At 73.0% G+C, this 17,476-nt stretch carries 11 protein-coding genes; 9 read left to right on the forward strand and 2 right to left on the reverse strand.

The features are described 5' to 3' along the window. Positions 1 to 32 precede the first annotated feature (32 nt). Positions 33 to 521, reverse strand: a complete 489-nt coding sequence (locus OG767_RS06340; protein ID WP_405092562.1) for a DUF1772 domain-containing protein — start codon at positions 519 to 521, stop codon at positions 33 to 35. A gap of 71 nt (positions 522 to 592) precedes the next feature. On the opposite strand from OG767_RS06340, the gene OG767_RS06345 reads away from it, so the two are divergent. Continuing rightward, positions 593 to 1,552, forward strand: a complete 960-nt coding sequence (locus OG767_RS06345) for an AraC family transcriptional regulator (protein WP_405092563.1) — start codon at positions 593 to 595, stop codon at positions 1,550 to 1,552. Positions 1,553 to 1,626: 74 nt separating this feature from the next. Next, positions 1,627 to 2,922: a M23 family metallopeptidase gene (locus tag OG767_RS06350; RefSeq protein WP_405092564.1), complete on the forward strand. Its 1,296-nt coding sequence runs from the start codon at positions 1,627 to 1,629 to the stop codon at positions 2,920 to 2,922. Between the two features lie 50 nt (positions 2,923 to 2,972). Here OG767_RS06350 and OG767_RS06355 read toward each other — a convergent pair whose 3' ends face one another. Further along, positions 2,973 to 5,243, reverse strand: coding sequence for a DUF4153 domain-containing protein (locus OG767_RS06355; RefSeq protein WP_405092565.1), 2,271 nt, complete (start codon positions 5,241 to 5,243; stop codon positions 2,973 to 2,975). A 163-nt stretch (positions 5,244 to 5,406) separates the two neighbouring features. On the opposite strand from OG767_RS06355, the gene OG767_RS06360 reads away from it, so the two are divergent. From OG767_RS06360 to OG767_RS06390, 7 genes are all read left to right on the forward strand, one after another. Next, a complete protein-coding gene (locus tag OG767_RS06360) occupies positions 5,407 to 6,306 on the forward strand; it encodes a lytic polysaccharide monooxygenase (RefSeq protein ID WP_405092566.1) in 900 nt (299 codons plus the stop codon). 122 nt (positions 6,307 to 6,428) lie between these two features. Beyond that, positions 6,429 to 7,730, forward strand: coding sequence for a hypothetical protein (locus tag OG767_RS06365; protein WP_405092567.1), 1,302 nt, complete (start codon positions 6,429 to 6,431; stop codon positions 7,728 to 7,730). A gap of 454 nt (positions 7,731 to 8,184) precedes the next feature. Then, a complete protein-coding gene (locus OG767_RS06370; RefSeq protein WP_405092568.1) occupies positions 8,185 to 10,635 on the forward strand; it encodes a glycosyltransferase in 2,451 nt (816 codons plus the stop codon). Beyond that, positions 10,632 to 12,260 carry a glycosyltransferase family 39 protein gene (locus OG767_RS06375; RefSeq protein ID WP_405092569.1) on the forward strand — a complete coding sequence of 543 codons (1,629 nt, stop codon included), beginning with the start codon at positions 10,632 to 10,634 and terminating at the stop codon, positions 12,258 to 12,260. The genes OG767_RS06370 and OG767_RS06375 overlap by 4 nt, the downstream gene beginning before the upstream one ends. Then, complete coding sequence (locus OG767_RS06380; RefSeq protein ID WP_405092570.1) at positions 12,257 to 13,630, forward strand: alkaline phosphatase family protein; 1,374 nt, start codon at positions 12,257 to 12,259, stop codon at positions 13,628 to 13,630. Before OG767_RS06375 ends, OG767_RS06380 begins: the two co-directional genes overlap by 4 nt. Continuing rightward, complete coding sequence (locus OG767_RS06385; protein WP_405092571.1) at positions 13,627 to 15,810, forward strand: hypothetical protein; 2,184 nt, start codon at positions 13,627 to 13,629, stop codon at positions 15,808 to 15,810. The genes OG767_RS06380 and OG767_RS06385 overlap by 4 nt, the downstream gene beginning before the upstream one ends. 65 nt (positions 15,811 to 15,875) lie before the next feature. After that, complete coding sequence (locus OG767_RS06390) at positions 15,876 to 17,471, forward strand: DNRLRE domain-containing protein (protein WP_405092572.1); 1,596 nt, start codon at positions 15,876 to 15,878, stop codon at positions 17,469 to 17,471. The last annotated feature ends 5 nt before the right edge of the window (positions 17,472 to 17,476 follow it).

The following is a 17,476-nucleotide window of genomic DNA, read 5'->3' on the forward strand; positions in this document are numbered from 1 at the left end:
TTTAGTGAGTCGACCTCAGGTGCTGGTGGACCTCAGTCGGTCGTGCGGCCGGCGACCACCAGCGCCCAGCAGAGCGCGCCGAACCCGGCCGAGTTCGCGAGCGCGCGGACGACGTTCCAGGCGACCCAGGTGCCCTCGAACCGCTGTCGAGCAGCGTCGAGGTCGGACGCCCCGGCCGCGGCGAGCGCGTCGTTCAGTGGGACGTTGACCGCCGCGGTGACGGCGACCATCACCAGATAGAGGGCGAGACCGACGAGGATCCACGGCAGCGCCGGGTGGCCGGCACCGCGCCAGGCCAGGATCGCCGACAACGCGGCGAGCACCGGTGTGCCCAGGAAGATCAGCAGGAACCAGCCGTTGACGATGGTCACGTTGATCCGCTGCATCGCGTCCACGAACGCGCGGTCGTCGGCCCCGCGCAGCGCCGGCATGACGGCGTAGGCGAACGCGGCGAAGAGCCCGGCCGTCAGCCCGGCCCCGACCGTGGCCCCGACCAACGACAGTTGCTGCACGAGTCGCATGCGCCCAGTCAACCGCCGTCCGGTGGGACGGCCCATGGCCAGGACGCGCGATCCTGTGTGTAATCGTCTCCGTGGACGCCGTTGCCGGCCTGCTCGACGGGCCCCGGGCCCGCGGCGCCTTCCTGCTCCGTTCGATCCTGACCCCGCCCTGGTCGATGCTGATCCGGGACGAGGCGCCGCTCACCCTGGTCGCGGTGGTGAGTGGGGACGCCGCGATCGTGTCCGAGGAGGGCGCGGCGGCACGGCTCGGCGCCGGGGACGTGGCGATCGTGCGCGGCCCGGGTCCGTACACCGTCGCGGACGATCCGGCCACGCCGCCGCAGGTGGTCGTCCACCCCGGGCAGCGCTGCACCACGCCGGACGGGCGCGAGCTGTACGAGATGAGCCGGCTGGGCGTCCGCACCTGGGGCAACGGTCCGGACGGCCGGACGGTGCTGCTCACCGGCACGTACCCGGTCCGGGGTGCGGTCGGCCGGCGGCTGCTGGACGCGTTGCCGCCGCTCGTGGTGGTCCCGCGCGCGTCCTGGGACTCGCCGCTGGTGCCGCTGCTGGCCATCGAGATCGTCAAGGACGACCCCGGCCAGGAGGCGGTGCTGGACCGCCTGCTCGACCTGCTGCTCATCGCCGCGTTGCGGGAGTGGTTCGACCGGCCGGGAGCGGCGGCGCCCGCCTGGTACCAGGCGTACGCCGATCCGGTGGTGGGGCAGGCCCTGCGGATGCTGCACCACGACCCGGCCCGGCCGTGGACCGTGGCGTCGCTGGCCGCCGGCGTCGGGATCTCCCGGGCGACGCTGGCCCGGCGCTTCACCGGGCTGGTCGGCGAGCCGCCGATGTCGTACCTCACCGGGTGGCGGCTGGCGCTCGCCGCCGACCTGCTGCGGGAACCCGGCGCCACGGTCGGCGCGGTGGCCCGGCGGGTCGGCTACGGCAGCTCCTTCGCGCTGAGCGCCGCGTTCAAACGCCGGTACGGCACCAGCCCGCGCCAACACCGTTCGTCGGCAGGTGGACCGGCTCCTCGGAAGCCGGAATGATATCCACGCCCGTCTAAGGATGGGTGCGGCGGGCCGGAGCCGAACCGGCCGCCCGGGTGTCGGAAGGGGTCGGGATGACGGAGAGCGGGCAGCGCGACTGCTGCGGGGTTGACCGGCGTACGTTCCTGCGTGTCGCCACGATCGGTGCGGGCGCGCTGGCGGTGGGCGGGGTGATGCCGCCGGGTGCCGCGTATGCCGCGCCGGTCATCTACCACCCGTTCAGCGCCTACCCGATCACCGACACCTGGGAGGGGCACCTCAGCCGGGGCTCGCGCGGCGGCATCGACTTCGGGATGGGGGTGGGGACGCCGCTGCCTGCCTGCGGCGCCGGCACCGTCCAGAACATCCCCTACAACGGTGACGGCGGGCACACCGTCACGATCCACCACGGGGACGGCTACCGCAGCCAGTACCTGCACCTGTCGCAGTTCCTGCTCGCCGACGGCGCCGGCGTGGGCGCGGGCACGATCGTGGGCCGGTCCGGCGGCGCGCAGGGCGCGCCCGGGTCGGGCAGTTCGACCGGCCCGCACCTGCACTGGCACATGATCGACCCGGCGGGGACGTACATCAATCCGCTCGACTACATCGCCCGGAATCCCGCCGCCCAGCCGCGTCAGGTGTTCGAGGCGGCCAGCAACGCCGGCTGGCGGGCGCTGCCGGTCTCCGGCAGCGGCGGCGCGGTGACCGGTTCCGCGGTGGCCTCCATCGGATCGGGCGACACGAAAATCATCTACTCGTTGAACGGCGGACGGGTCTTCGAGGCGGCCAGCAACGCGGGGTGGCGGAACCTGTGGACCGGGATCTCCGGCGCGCAGGGCACCGCGTTGGCGGCGCTGAGCCTCGGTGGCGAGAAGCTGATCTACAGCGTGGTGGGCGGCTACGTGCACGAGGCGAGCAGCTACAACGGCTGGCGCAACCTCAACAGCGGCATCGGCGGCGTCGCGTCCTCCGCCATCTCGGTGATCGCGCTGGCCGGCGTGAAGTACATCTACAGCATCGTCGGCGGCTACGTGCACGAGGCGAACAGCGCCAACGGCTGGCGCAACCTCAACACGGGCATCCCGGCGTCGGCGGTGGCGGCGATCACGCTCGGCGACACGAAGATCATCTACTCGTTGAACGGCGGACGGGTCTTCGAGGCGGCCAGCAACGCGGGGTGGCGGAACCTGTGGACCGGGATCTCCGGCGCGCAGGGCACCGCGTTGGCGGCGCTGAGCCTCGGCGGCGAGAAGCTGATCTACAGCGTCGTCGGTGGTTACGTGCACGAGGCGAGCAGCTACAACGGCTGGCGCAACCTGAACAGCGGGGTCCGCGGTGACACGGCGGCCGTGCTGGCGTTGGGCGGCGTCAAGCACATCTACGCCGCCTGACCCGCCGGGCGGACGGTCGGGCCGCCGTGTGGGCGGCCCGACCGCTGGCGTCAGCGGGAACGCCGGGTCTTCGGCAGGTCGAACTGGTCCGCCCGGCGGCAGTCCTTCGGGCCGCCGACCGCACCCGGACCGACCCGGTCGAGGGCCTGACGGGCCCGGTGCCGGCCCAGGTTCCAGGCGTACCAGGGGTCGGGCTGGTCGAGGTCGTCCGCGATCCAACTCAGCGTGCAGCGGCGGACCGGGTCGGGGAGCCTGGTGAGGGCGGGCGTGGCGTCGGCGGACAGCGCGCGCAGGTACCAGGCGTCGATCTTGCCGGTCTGCTCGTACCGGAGGGTGTTGCGCCGGGCCGCGTAGTCCTCCGGGTTGAGCACCGCGAGACCGAGCAGCATCGCCACCGCCAGCGCCACCGTGGTGCCGGGTATCCAGCTGCCCCGCCACCGCACACCGGCCGCCAGGATCATCAGGAAGACCGCGCCGAGCAGCAGTTCGAACGCCATCACGAAGATCCGCTCGCCGGTGAAGCTGTAGACCTTCTGGTAGGTCCACATCCGGGACAGCGCGGACACCACGATCACCACGCTCAGCGCGCTGAGCAGCCCGAGCAGGACGCGCAGCAGGATCCGCTCGACCGCCCGTTCCCGGCCGGCCCAGCGGCTCACCGCGCCGAGCACCGCCACGGTCAGCAGCGTGACGAAGAGCAACTGCCAGAAGCCGCTGCGGGCGTACTCCGCGTAGCTGAGCCCGGCGACCTTGCGCACGTGCCGCTCGCCACCGAAGAGCACGGTGAACTGCACCACCACGAAGCCCGCGAAGAGCAGCGTCAGCGCCGCGATGGCCGGCGCCCACTCCAGCAGGCCGAGTCGCCGCCCGCTCGGCCGGTCCACGCTCGACAACTCCGGCGGGGCGGCCAGCGTGTAGACGGCGGCGACCGCGATCAGCCCGCCCACCGCGGCCAGGAACAGCCCGCGGAACACCGTGCCGAGGTCGACCTCGGGCACGAGCGCGCCGAGCGCCTCGGAGAACGCCGCGTCGGCCGAGGCGAGCAGGCTGCCGAAGACCACAAGCACCACCACGGTCGCGACCACCGAGACGGTGACCTTGCGGACCGTCGCCGCCTCCGCCGAGACGGCGACGTGCCGGCGCACCCAGGGCAGGCCCCGTAGCGCCGCGAACGGCGTGGCGACCAGGCCGAACAGGATCGAGCGGACCAGCCGGCCGCCGACGATCGCCAGCGTGGCGCAGCCCAGCGCGCCGAGCACGCAGAACGTCACCAGCCACCAGGCGTTGCGGAACGCCGGCACGGCGAGCAGGGCCAGGGCCGCCGCCGCCCAGCCGGCCCGGATCAGCCGGTCGGTGCGGGGCAGCTCGGCGGCGCGGGTGCGGACCGCGAACAGCACCCCGAGCGTGAGCGTGAGCCAGCCGAGGAACCAGCCGATGCCGACCCGGCTCAGCGGGACGAAGATCGCGCTGCCGAGCGCGCCGGCGAGCACCGCGAGCGGCACCGCCCGGCCGGTGGCCGGTTTCGGGCCGGGCCAGCGCGCGCCCAGGAACGAGGTGCGGGGCGTCCGTGGCCGGGGCGCCCAACCCGGTGCCGGCGGGTAGGTGACCCACGGTCGCATGTCCTGGTGCCCCGGCCCGGGCGCCGCTCCACCGTGGACCGGTGGAAAGACATGCCCGGTGGGTGCCGTCGGGGTGCCCGGGCCGCCCGTCGGGGCGGCCGACACCGCCGGGGCGACCGGCGTGCCGGGGGCCGTCGGGGTGGCGATCGGCGTGCCCGGGGTCGACGGCGTGCCGGCCGGTGCGGCGGCGCCCGTCGGCGCCGGCGTGCCGGGCGCCGGGATCGGCCCGGTGCTGGTCGGCGTCGTGGCCGGGACGCTGCCCGGCGTCGGCGCGCCGCCGTCCGGGCGCGCGCCGACCGGTCGCGTCGGACCGGCCGTCGGCGGCGTGGCGTCCGGGGGCCCGGCCGGGGCGGTGGAGGTCGGGGTCTCGACGGCCGGCGGGGCGTCCTGGGCGGGCACGCTGGACGGGGTCTCGACGGCCGGCGGCGCGGCCTGGGCGGGTACGCCGGTCGGCGTCGGCTGGCCGGCGGCCGGGACCAGCGGCACGAACAGCGCGTAGCCGTGGGTGCCGGGCGGCACGACGACCGGGATCGCCCAGGCCGGTTGGCCCTTCCCGCCGGGCCACGGCACCGGCGGCGGCGCACCCTCCGCCGGGGGCAGCATCAGCAGGTACGGCTGTGCGGTGGGCGGCAGGTCGCCCGTCGGAGACCCGTCCGCGGGGGCGGGACGGGGCGGCTCGGAATGCTGTGCCGGCTCGGGCAAGACGCGCTCCTCGATCACAGGGTGTCGTCACTGTAGGGCCCGCCCCGACCGCTCCGCCGCCCCGGTTGTCCGTTCGGCCAGCCGAGCCTGACCGGTCGTGGCACCGGTGCGGATCGAACCTTTGCCGCTTCCGGCCCGTACCAGTGGGCGGGAGGTCGATCACATGGGCACACGTCGCGCGCTCGTCGCGTTCGCCGTCATCGGCACGACGCTGCTGCTCACCGCCGTCCCGGCGAGCGCCCACGGCGCGCCGACCAGCCCGCTGAGCCGCGCGGCGGCGTGCGGGCCGGAGGGTGGGCGGGCGGAGACACCGGCCTGCCGGGCCGCGATCGCGGCCGGCGCGGCGGTACGGGAGTGGGACAACATCCGGGTGGCCCGGATCGACGGGCGGGACCGGGAGCGCATTCCGGACGGTGAGCTGTGCAGCGGCGGGCTCTCCGCGTACCGCGGGTTGGACCTGCCCCGGACCGACTGGCCGGCCACCACGCTCACCGCCGGCGCCCGGCACACCTTCCGCTACCGCACCACGATCCCGCACCGGGGCACGTTCCGGTTCTACGTCACCACCGCCTCGTACGCCCCGGACGCGCGGCTGACCTGGGCCGACGTGGAACGCAAGCCGTTCCTGTCAGTGACCGACCCGCCGATCCGCGACGGCGCGTACGAGATGCCGGGACGACTGCCGGCCGGGCGCACGGGCCGGCACCTGATCTACGTGATCTGGCAGAACTCGAACACCCAGGACACCTACTACTCCTGCTCCGACGTGATCTTCCGCGCGGCCTCGCGCGCCACCCGGCCGGCCGCACCGGCGGCGAGCGCGGCGGTCCCGCGTACCCGCTCGGAGTCGGCGACCGCGGACGCGCCGGCAGTGCCGGTCGCGGCGGTGACCGGGACCGGGCCGTTCTCCCGGCCGCTGGTCGTCGGCGCGGCGGTGGCGGTGGTGGTCGCCGCGCTGCTGGCGGCCGTGGTCGGCCGGCGGATGCGGCGGGCCGGCGGCCCACCGCCCGGGCGGCCGTGCGGGGTCCGTAACCATCGCTCCGGGCGGCGCCGGATCTGGTGAGGCGACGGCCCCGGGGCGGCCCGGGCCGTCGCGCGCGCCGGTGACCGGCCGCGCAGTCACCCGACCGGTCGCTCCCGCGTTGCCCCGGTGTCGGACCCGCCAGGCAACGCAGAGGAGTGTCGATGTTCCTACGTCTCGCAGTGGTACTCACGGTGCTGGCCGCCGCCGTGCCGGTCGGCCCGTCCGCGTCGGCGGCGCCACCCGTCGCCGCCGACGACTTCTCGCTGACCGTCGCGCCCGCCGCCGTCACGGCGGTGGCCGGACATCCGGCCCGGGCGACCGTCGACACGGCCACCACCGGCGGGGCGCCGCAGCCGGTGGCGCTGCGGGTGACCAGCCTGCCCGCCGGCGTCTTCGCCACCGTCACGCCGGCCACGGTGACGAGCGGCGCCTCGGCCACGGTGTCGGTCCAGACCTCCGTCTCCGCCCGCGCCGGCACCTTCACGCTCGTCGTCGAGGGCGTCGGCGCGGCGGTGCGGCACCAGGCGGCGCTGCGGTTGGTGGTGCGGACGCCGACCACCGTCCGGGCCGCCTTCTACTACCCGTGGTTCCCGGAGGCGTGGCGTCAGGGCGGGCTGGACCCGTACACCAACTACCGGCCGGGCCGGGGAAGCTACACGGTGGACGCGACGGTGGTCCGGGAGCAGGTGGCGGACATGCGGTACGGCGGCATCACGGTCGGGCTGGCCTCCTGGTTCGGTCAGGGCACCACCACCGACCGGCACTGGCCGGCGCTGTTCCGGGGCGCCCGGGACACCGGGTTCGCCTGGGCGCCGTACTACGAGCCGGAGGGCGCCGGCCGGCCCACCCCCGACCAGATCGCCGCCGACCTGCACCACCTGCGGAGCACGTACGGCGGGGACCGTTCGGCGCTGGCCGTGCTGCCGGGCCGGGGCATGGTGGTCTTCGTCTACAACGCCCACGACCTGACCATGGCCGACGGCTGCGAGACCGTCGACCGGTGGGTCCGCGCCCGGTCGCTGCTCCAGCGGCTCTGGGGCGAGTCCATCTATCTCAGCCTGAAGGTGTTCTCCGGCTACCGCCACTGCGCCAACAGCGTCACCGTGGACGCCTGGCACCAGTACGCCCCGGCCCACGCCGAGGCCGACTTCAGCGGGGCGCCGGGCGGCGCGTACTCCGTCTCGCCGGGCTTCTGGAAGGCCGGGCTGCCGTACGGGCGCTCGCCGTTCCTGGCCCGGAGCCTGGACCGGTGGCGGGCCGGGGTGGCCCGGATGACCGCCTCCGGGGCGTTCTGGCAGCTCGTCACCACGTACAACGAGTGGGGCGAGGGCACGGCCGTCGAGAGTTCCGTGGGGTGCCGGGGCGTCGCGCCGGCGGGCACGCTCTGCGACTGGAGCGGTGGCGGCCGGTCCGACTTCGTCACCGTGCTGCACGACCACCCGCCGGTCGTGACGTCCGGCTGACGTAGGCGCGCGGCGTCGACCACCCGCCGCGTTCCGCTGTCCAATTAACGCATTGCCGCCCTGACCCGGGGCGTCCCCATTCATAACTGCGCCATTGTTGCGACGCGGCGCGTCGCAGCGGTGGCGCAGTTTTTTCGCGGTGCCCCGACGCGTGTCGCGCGGCAACGTGAAAACCCTGCGTCTACCGCTCCTGAGCTGGGAATGTGCCTCGTCTATCTATGAACCACTGCGGTCGGGTTCGTTTATTGCACGTGTCGTGGTGCTGACGTTTCAGGAACTGGAAGTCCGCTGTTAACCCTCCGTACTCTTTGCGTATCCGAGCCGCCACCCCGTGCTGCGGGTTCGTCCCTTACCGGGCTCCGGGAAACCGATTCATTTCTCCGGCGGACGGTTCTGCATCCAGTGCCCGTCATCAACGTGGCTCACGCCGCTCGTGCCGACCATGGGGGTTGACATGAACAGAGTCGGATCCGGAGTTCGCGACCGGCGAACCGAACCGGAGGCGCAGCTCCAGGCGCTGCACGAGGCGGACGAGGGCCGCCCGCCCCGACTGACCGTCATCGTGCCGACCCGGAACGAGGCGGAGAACGTCCCGATCCTGCTGGCGCGGCTCGGCCCGCTGCTGGCGCCGCTCGACGCCGAACTCCTCGTGGTCGACGACAGCGACGACGGCACGCCGGAGGTGCTCACCCGGGTGGCCGCGGCGGCGCCGATCACCGTACGGCTGCTGCACCGGCCGCCGCACGCCCGCGCCGGTGGACTGGGCGGCGCGGTCCTGCTCGGCACCGCGCACGCCCGCGGCGAGTGGGTGCTGGTGATGGACGCCGACCTCCAGCACCCGCCGGCCGCGGCGGCGACGCTCGCGCGGATCGCCATGCGGCACGACGTCGACGTCGTCATCGGCACCCGGTACGCCGGCAGCGGCTCCCCGGTCGGGCTCGACGGGGCCCTCCGGACGGCGACCTCGTCCTGGGCGACCCGACTGGTGAAGGGCATGTTCCCGCGCCGGCTGGCGACGGTGAGCGACCCGATGAGCGGGCTGTTCGCCTTCCGCCGGGCCGCGGTACGCCTGGACCGGATGAACCCGACCGGCTTCAAGGTGCTGCTGGAGCTGCTGGTGCGCCATCCCGGCGCCCGGGTCGCCGAGGTGGCGTACGACATGGCGCCCCGGCACGGCGGCCGGTCGAAGGCGTCCCTGCGGGAGGGCGCGACGTTCCTGCGGCACCTGGCCCGGCTGCGGGGCCGCCGCCTCGTCGGGCAGATCCGGCGGAGCCCGCGTACCCACGCCGAGCGGCTGCGCGAACTGGGCCGGATGATCGCGTTCGGCATGGTGGGGCTCTCCGGCATGGTGGTGAACACCGCCGTGCTCTGGTTCTGCTACGAACCCGCCCGGATGCACCACCTGATCGGTGCGGCGCTGGCCACCCAGGTCTCCACCACGTGGAACTTCCTGCTGATCGACAGCCTGATCTACCGGCGGAACCGGCACGGCTCGTTCGCCGCCCGGGCGGCCCGGTTCTTCCTGCTCAACAACGCGTTGCTGCTGCTGCGGCTGCCCGTGCTCCAAGCCCTGGTGTGGGCGGGGGTGGGCATCCTGGTGGCCAACGCGGTCACCCTGGTGGCGCTCTTCCTGGTCCGGTTCCTGGTCAACGACCGGGTCATCTACACCGCCGTCGACAAGGCCCGACGCGACCCGGTGCGGTTGCTCGTCGCCGGCGCCTCCGAGGCGCCCAGCACCCCGTCGCGCCGGCGCTACCAGTACCTCAAGTACCGCTACGACGTCGCCGGCGTGGTGACCATCGGCTCGCAGATCATGCTGCCGGAGCTGGAGTTCTTCCGGGCCCAGTGGGTGCCCGACTCCGAGGTGGACATCGCGGTGCGGGTCAGCGACATCGGCGGTCGCGGGCCGCAGCGCCGCGCGGCCATGACCCAGTACGCCGACCAGTCCGTGCTGCGCTACGAGGAGCAGCTCGGCCGGTGGGGCGCGAACTTCCGCATCCAGCTCGGACCGCCGATCGAGATCCAGGTCGGCCCGCTGCTGGCCCACTCGCCGCACGTGGTCTACACCAACATCATCGAGGCGCTGCTCCGGTTCGTCATGGTGGCCCGGGGGCACATGCTGCTGCACTCCGCGTGCGTCACGCTCGACGGGGTCGGGGTGATGCTCTCGGCGCTCACCGACACCGGTAAGACCGCCACCGTGCTGCGGCTGCTCCGCGACCACGGCGGTCTCTTCCTCTCCGACGACATGACGATCGTCCGGCCGGACGGGGTGGCGACCTGCTTCCCCAAGCCGCTCACCATCAGCGCGCACACGCTGCGGGCGGTGCAGGCACAGGACCTGACGCCCGCCGAGTGGCGGCGGCTGCAACTCCAGAGCCGCCTGCACTCCAAGGGCGGCCGGTCGCTGGCGCTGACGCTCAGCCGGTTCAACCTGCCGATCATGGGGATCAACGCGGTCACCCAGTTGCTGATCCCGCCGCCGAAGTACAGCGTCGACCGTCTGGTGCCGTGCCGGATCGGCACCACCACCCGGGTGGAGGAGCTGTTCGTCATCGAGCGCGGCAAACCCGACATCACCGAGCTGGGCGCCGCCGACACGCTCGACCGCATGATCGACAACACCGACGACGCGTACGGGTTCCCGCCGTTCCGGTACCTCGCGCCGTCCATCACCATCGACGGTCAGGGGTACGTCCAGCTCCGGGCGCGGGAGCGGGACATCCTCGCCAGCTTCCTGTCCCACGTCCGCAGTCGGGTCGTCGTCTCGGACAACTTCGGCTGGGCCGACGACATCCCCCGGCTGCTGCGGGAGGAACGCGCCGACCGGGGCGCCCCGGTGGTGCCCGCCCAGCCGTGGCCGAGCTGGAGCGGAGACCTGACCGTGGCGGGAGGGCCCGCGTGAGCGTGAGCCAATCGGCCACCACCGACACGCTGCCCGAGCAGCGGCGGGGCGAGGCGCAGCGACCGGCGAGGTCCGCGCCACCGTCCTGGCTGCCGGCGCTGCGGCGGCCACGGTGGAAGGTGGCCGGTGGGCTGACCGGGGTCGCCGTGCTGGCGCTGTTCGTCCGGACGTGGCAGATCGACGCGTTCGGCTTCAACAGCGACGAGGCGGTGTACGCCGGGCAGGCCGCCTCGCTCGCCGGCAACCCCCGCTACACCGAGTACTTCCCGGTCTTCCGGGCCCACCCGATGCTCGTCCAGGCGCTGCTCTCGCCGTTCTTCCGGGCCGGCGAGGTGGACGTGGCCGGCCGGCTGGTCATCGTGGCGCTCGGCGTGCTGACCGTGCTCGCGGTGTACCCGCTGGGCGCCCGGCTCTACACCCGGCGGGTCGGGCTCATCGCCGCGCTGTTGCTGGCCGTGATGCCGTACCACGTGGTGGTGACCCGGCAGGTGCTGCTGGACGGGCCGATGGTGCTGCTGGCCACGCTCACGCTCTACTGCATGGTCCGGTTCGTCCAACGGCAGGACGCGCTCTGGTACGTCGCCACCGCCGCCATGCTCGGCGTCACCATGCTGGCCAAGGAGACCAGCATCGTGCTGGCCGGCAGCGTCTACGCGTTCCTGGCGCTCACCCCCGGCGTACGCCGGCCGGTGCGGGCCACGCTGCTGGCGCTGCCGGTGCTGGCGCTGGTCTTCGCCACCCATCCGATCTCCCAGGCGCTGGCCGGCCGCACCGAGACCGGGCGCAACTACCTCGTCTGGCAGTTGTTCCGGCGCCCCAACCACCCGATGTCGTTCTATCTGGAGAACGTGCCCTCGTCGATCGGGCTGCTGGTGCTGCTCGCCGCGTTCGGGGGGCTGTGGTGGGCCCGCCGGCAGCGGAGCTGGCGGGAGACGCTGCTGCTGTCCTGGATCGCCGTGCCGGTGGTCTTCTTCCAACTCTGGCCGGTCAAGGGTTTCCAGTACCTGCTGCCGGTCGTCGTGCCGGTGGCGGTGCTCGCCGCGCGGGCGTTGGCCGTCCTGCCGGTGCCGGCCCGGCTCGCCGCCGTCCCCCGGCGGGTGATGCCCCGGGCCCGCGTGCACCTGGTGGTCCGGCTGGTGGCCGTCGCCATGGTCGCGCTGAGCCTCCTCGGACCGTGTTGGCGGGCGGTGAGCCAGCAGGGCGGGACGCACTTCCTGGCCGGCTCCGGCGGCGTGCCGGGCGGCCGGGAGGCCGGCCGCTGGTTGACCGACCACACACCGGACGGGTCGGTGATCCTCACCCTCGGGCCGTCCATGTCGAACATCATCCGCTACTACGGCCAGCGGCAGAGCTACGGGCTGTCGGTCAGCCCGAACCCGTTGCACCGCAACCCGTCCTATGTGGCGCTCAACAACCCGGACGGGTGGCTGCGCAACAACAACCTGCACTACATCGTCTGGGACTCGTTCTCCGCGCGTCGCTCGACGTTCTTCGCCGACCGGCTGGCGACCCTCGTCCGGCGCTATCACGGCCGGATCGTGCACACCGAGTACGTCGGCGGCGCCGACGCCTCCGGTCGCGCCGTTCCCGTCCCCGTGATCATCATCTATGAGGTGCGTCCATGACCCGTCGGATCGATTCCGTGCTCCGGCGTCGCGCCGGGCGGCTGTCGGCCGTCGCCGTACTGCTGGCCCTGTCCGTGGTGACGGCGACGCCGGCCGCCGCGTCGGCCGCCCCCGCGACACCGACCGCACCGACCACGCCGATCGAGAACCTGGTCTTCCTGATGCAGGAGAACCACACGTTCGACAACTACTTCGGCACCCGGCCCGGGGTGGACGGCATCCCGAAGGACGTCTGCATGCCGATGCGGGCCGACCTGCCGGAACCCTGCGTCAAGCCGTTCCACATCGGCAAGCTCGGCGCGATCGACCTCGACCACTCCGCCGACGCGTTCGCCCAGCAGTACAACGGCGGCCGGATGAACGGCTTCGTGGAGGGCGTGAGCAGGGCGGGCAAGGACGGCCGGATGGCGATGGCCTACTACGACGACCGCGACCTGCCGTACTACTGGAACCTGGCCGACGAGTACGTGCTCTTCGACCGCTTCTTCAGCTCGTCGCACTCCGGCAGCATCCGCAACCACATGTACCGGGTCACCGGTGGCCCGGGCGCGGCCGGCAGGTCGGAGACCATCCCGGCGACCGGCTGGGGGAACATCCCGACCATCTTCGACCGGCTGGAGGCGGCCGGGATCAGCTGGAAGTTCTACGTGCAGAACTACGACCCGACCATCACGTTCCGGTCCCGCGTCGAGGAGGAGGACATCGACCGGGGCGCGCAGGTCATCTGGGTGCCGCTGCTGGGGTACGCCCGCTACGTCGACGACCCGCGCCTGTTCTCCAAGATCGTGGACCTCGACGAGTACTACGCGGACGCGGCCAAGGGCGACCTGCCGGCGGTCTCCTTCATCGCGCCGGCCGGCAACAGCGAGCACCCGCCGGGCAACATCGGCGCCGGCCAGAACCTGGTCCGGGCGCTGCTGACGCAGCTCATGCGGTCCCCCGAGTGGTCCTCCTCGGCCTTCATCTGGTCGTACGACGACTGGGGCGGCTGGTACGACCACGTCACGCCGCCGAAGGTCGACCAGTACGGCTACGGGTTCCGGGTGCCGGCGCTGCTGGTCAGCCCGTACGCCCGGCGCGGACGGGTCGACTCCACCACGCTCGACTTCACCTCGGTGCTCAAGTTCATCGAAATCAACTGGCGGCTGAGACCGCTCGCCAGCCGGGACGCCAAGGCGAACACGTTCCTCGACGCGTTCGACTTCGACGCGCCGCCCCGTCCCGGCGTCCTGCTCAGCGCCGAACGCACCACTGTCGCGTTGAAGCGGCCCGACCCCCGGCCGGTCTACGGCTCGTACGCCACCGCGCTGCTGCTGGTCGGCGCGTTGGTCGGCGCCGCGGCCGTCCGTGGCCGGCGGCGGCCGCGGTGAGCGCCGCCCGCCGGCTGCTGCCGCCGCTGCTCCTGGTGCTCCTGGTCGTCCTGCTCACCCCGGCCGCCGCCACCGCGGCACCCCGCTCCGCGCTGCCCGGCACGCTGCACCTGCAGATGGTGCCGCCGATCCGGGGCGTGCCGGTCGCGGTGGACGGCAACACCGGCCGCTCGGACGCCAAGGGCCGGGTGAACATCCGGGTGAAGAACTTCCTCGGGCTCGACAACCGGCTCACGGTCGGGTCGGCGACCGTCGGCGCCGACCGGAAGGTGGTGCTCGACCGCATCCGGGGCAGCGTGGACCACGGCGTCCGGGACCGGATCGTCGAGGTGGGCCTGCGCACGATCCGGCGGGTGAGCTGGCGCTACACCGACCGGTTCGGGTCGCCGGTGCCGGCCCAGCGGGCGACCGCGATGCGGTTGCGCAGCAACACCGGCGAGGTCATCGAGCTGACCGGCGACCAGTTGACGAAGCCGCTCTGGGTCGCCGAGAGCCGGACCCAGCAGGGACCCCGGGGTCTCGCCTCGAAACGCCTCTACTACGTGGTGGACGCCGTGATGGTGGACGGCACCTCGGTGGTCAACCGGGCCGGCCAGAAGTTCGTGCCCTGGGACCGGCAGGCCTGGGTGGTGCAACTGCTCTTCTTCAAGGTGTCGTTCACCGCCTCGGACATGTTCTTCCCCCGGCGGGCCGGCAGCGGGATCCAGCTCACCCGGGCCGACGGGCGGGTACAGCGCCTGGGGTTCGGCCCGGACGGCACCGTGCTGGTCCCCGACCTGCCCCGGGGCACCTACACCCTGACCGTCCGCGGCGGCGGCCTCTCCTTTGGCCGGCCGGTGACCATCAGCCGGGACCAGGAGGTGACGCTCACCGTGATCAGCATCGTCGACCTGACCCTGGTGGCGGTGGGCGTGCTCGGGGTGGCCGTCGGGTTGGTCCTGCTGGGCCGCCCGCACCTGCGCCGCCCGATCCGGGCGCTCCGCCGCGTCGCGCGGCGGCCCGGTCGGCGTCGCTGGCGGCCCCGCGCCGCCGCCGGACTGGTGCTGGTGCTGCTGGCGGTCGCCGCGGCGAGCCTGCCGGCGGCCCGGGCCCAGGCCGAGCCCGCCCGGTCCGGGCCCGCGGCGACCCCGACGTCGTCGCCGGTTCCGGTGCTGGCCTACTACTACATCTGGTTCAACCCCAGCTCGTGGAACCGGGCGAAGAGCGACTACCCGGTGCTCGGCCGCTACTCCAGCGACGACCAGGAGATCATGCGGCGGCACGTCCGGATGGCCAAGGCGGCCGGGATCACCGGCTTCCTGGTCTCCTGGAAACACACCGAGCAGCTCGACGAACGACTCGCCGCGCTGGTCGAGGTGGCCCGGGCCGAGAGCTTCCGGCTCGGCATCGTCTACCAGGGCATCGACTTCAGCCGCAAGCCGTTGCCGCTGGCCACGGTCCGGACCGACCTGGCCCTCTTCGCCGAACGCTACGCCGCCGACCCGGTCTTCGGGATCTTCGACCAGCCGGTGGTGATCTGGAACGGCAGCGACCGGTACTCCGCCACCGAGGTCGCGGACACCGTCCGCCAGGCCCAGGAGAAGCTCCAGGTCCTCGGCACCGCCAAGAGCGTCTCGGTGGTGAACAGCCAGTCGACGCTGGACGGGCAGGCGTACTACTGGTCCTCCGCCGACCCGCTCGTCGACAAGAGCCGGGACAAGCTCACCGCGATGTCCCGGGCCGTCCATCTCCGGGGCGGGCTGTGGATCGCCCCGGTCTCGCCCGGCTTCGACGCCCGCCAGATCGGCGGGAGAAGGGAGGTGCCCCGCCGGGACGGCGAGACCCTGCGCGCGTCCTTCGCCGCCGCCCGGCTCTCCCAGCCCGACGCCCTCGGCGTCATCAGCTGGAACGAGTTCACCGAGAACACCTACGTGGAACCGAGCGAAGAGTGGGGCAGCAGGTACCTGGAGGTCCTGGCCGACCTGCTCGGCGTCGCCCCGCACCCGGACGCGCAACTGGACAGCAGCGCCGAGGGCGACGACTGGGGCCTGCCCGCCTGGGCCGCGCTGATCCTGGCGGTCGGCGCGGTGGTCCTGGTGCCGCTCTGGCTGTACCGCCGTCGACGGCGCGCGCGTGCCGCCGCCACACCGTCGACCCCATCCGGCGCCACGCGGTCCGAGGAGGCGCCGCTCCACCACTGACCGGGCGACCCACCACCGATGTCGCGGCCGGCCCGGACCACCCTCCACACCGTTCTGGAGGACCGATGACAACTCGATCCCGATCCCTGGTCCGTCTCCTCGCGCCGGCACCCGTCCTGCTCCTGGCCGTCGCCGCCGTCGCTCCGCCCGTCGCCGCGGCACCTGCCGGCACCGCGAAGCCGCACGCCACCACCGCGGCCCAGGTGGCCCGGGCCGCCGCGGCCGTGACGCTCAACCCGGTCGCCGACGCCTGGGTGGACGCCTCCCACCCGACGGTCAACGCGGGGCGGACCGCCTCGCTCCGCGTCGACGCCGTCCCCTGGCAGGTCGCCTACCTGCGCTTCGAGGTCACCGACGTGGCCACGGACCCGACCGCGGTGCTGCGTTTCTACGTGGAGACCGCCAGCAGCACCGGGGTGGACGTCCACCCCGTGGCCGACAACACCTGGGACGAGAACACCATCACCTACGGCAACGCCCCACCGATCGGCGCGGCGGTCGTCCGCAGCGGACCGGTGGGCGCGGACACCTGGGTGTCGGTGAATGTCTCGTCGCTGGTCACCGGCAACGGGCCGGTAACCGTGGCGCTCACCACCACCAACGACACCGGCCTGCGGGTGACCAGCCGGGAGGGCGTCAACAAGCCGCAACTGTTGACGCCGGCGCCACCCAACCCGTCGCCGTATGTGGTGACCAGGACCGGGTCGACGACCTACCGGGCGGCCTCCGACGTCACCGGGGAGACCTACACCGGCAGTCTCAAGACGGTGCTGGAGAGCGCCGCGGTCGAGCTGAACCGGCTGGGCGGCGGCACGGTCCGGTTCGGGGCCGGCACGTTCGACTTCGGCGCCGAGTACATGAAACTGGAGGGCATCCGCAAGGTGACCTTCGTCGGGGCCGGCATGTACGACACGCTGATCCGCAACGACAGCTCGATAGCGGGGGACACCGAGCCGTTCAACACCAAGGGGTGGGACGGCGTGATCGTCCGGGACCTCGCGGTCTCGGCCGGCGGCGCGTTCCGGAGCACCAGCGACGCGCTCGACTTCGACGACGGCAACAACATGGTCGTGGAGCGGGTGCGGGTGACCGCGTCCCGGGGGCGGGGCATCGTGTTCGACGGCAAGAACCAGACCTGGACGTCGATGGGCAACACGGTCCGGGACTGCGTCATCAGCGGCGCCCAGAGCGACGGCGTCGAGCTGCTGGCGACCAGCGGTGACACGGTCACCGGCTGCACCATCACCGACGTGGGCGGGCACGGCATCCAGGTCAACCGCGCCTCGTCCACGGCCGACCAGCCGAACAAGACGGCCGACCACAACCTGATCAGCGACAACGTCATCGACCAGGCCGGGCAGGACGGCATCAACATCAACAGCGGCACCGACAACCAGATCCTCGACAACCACATCACCAACAGCTCCGACGACACGCCGAACCGGGACGGCATCCGGGTCACCACCGCGACCGGGATCACCTGTGTCGACACCCTGGTCAGCGGGAACGTGGCCATCGACAACCAGATCGTCAAGACGGAGCGATACGGGCTCTACGTCACCGAGGGCTGCAACGCGACGGTGGTCGGGCCCGCCAACACGTTCACCCCGAACCGGGTGAGCGCGGTCCGGGACGCCGGCAACGGCACCATCTTCCGCTGACCGCC

The organism is Micromonospora sp. NBC_01392 (assembly GCF_045040125.1).
GTDB lineage: Bacteria > Actinomycetota > Actinomycetes > Mycobacteriales > Micromonosporaceae > Micromonospora.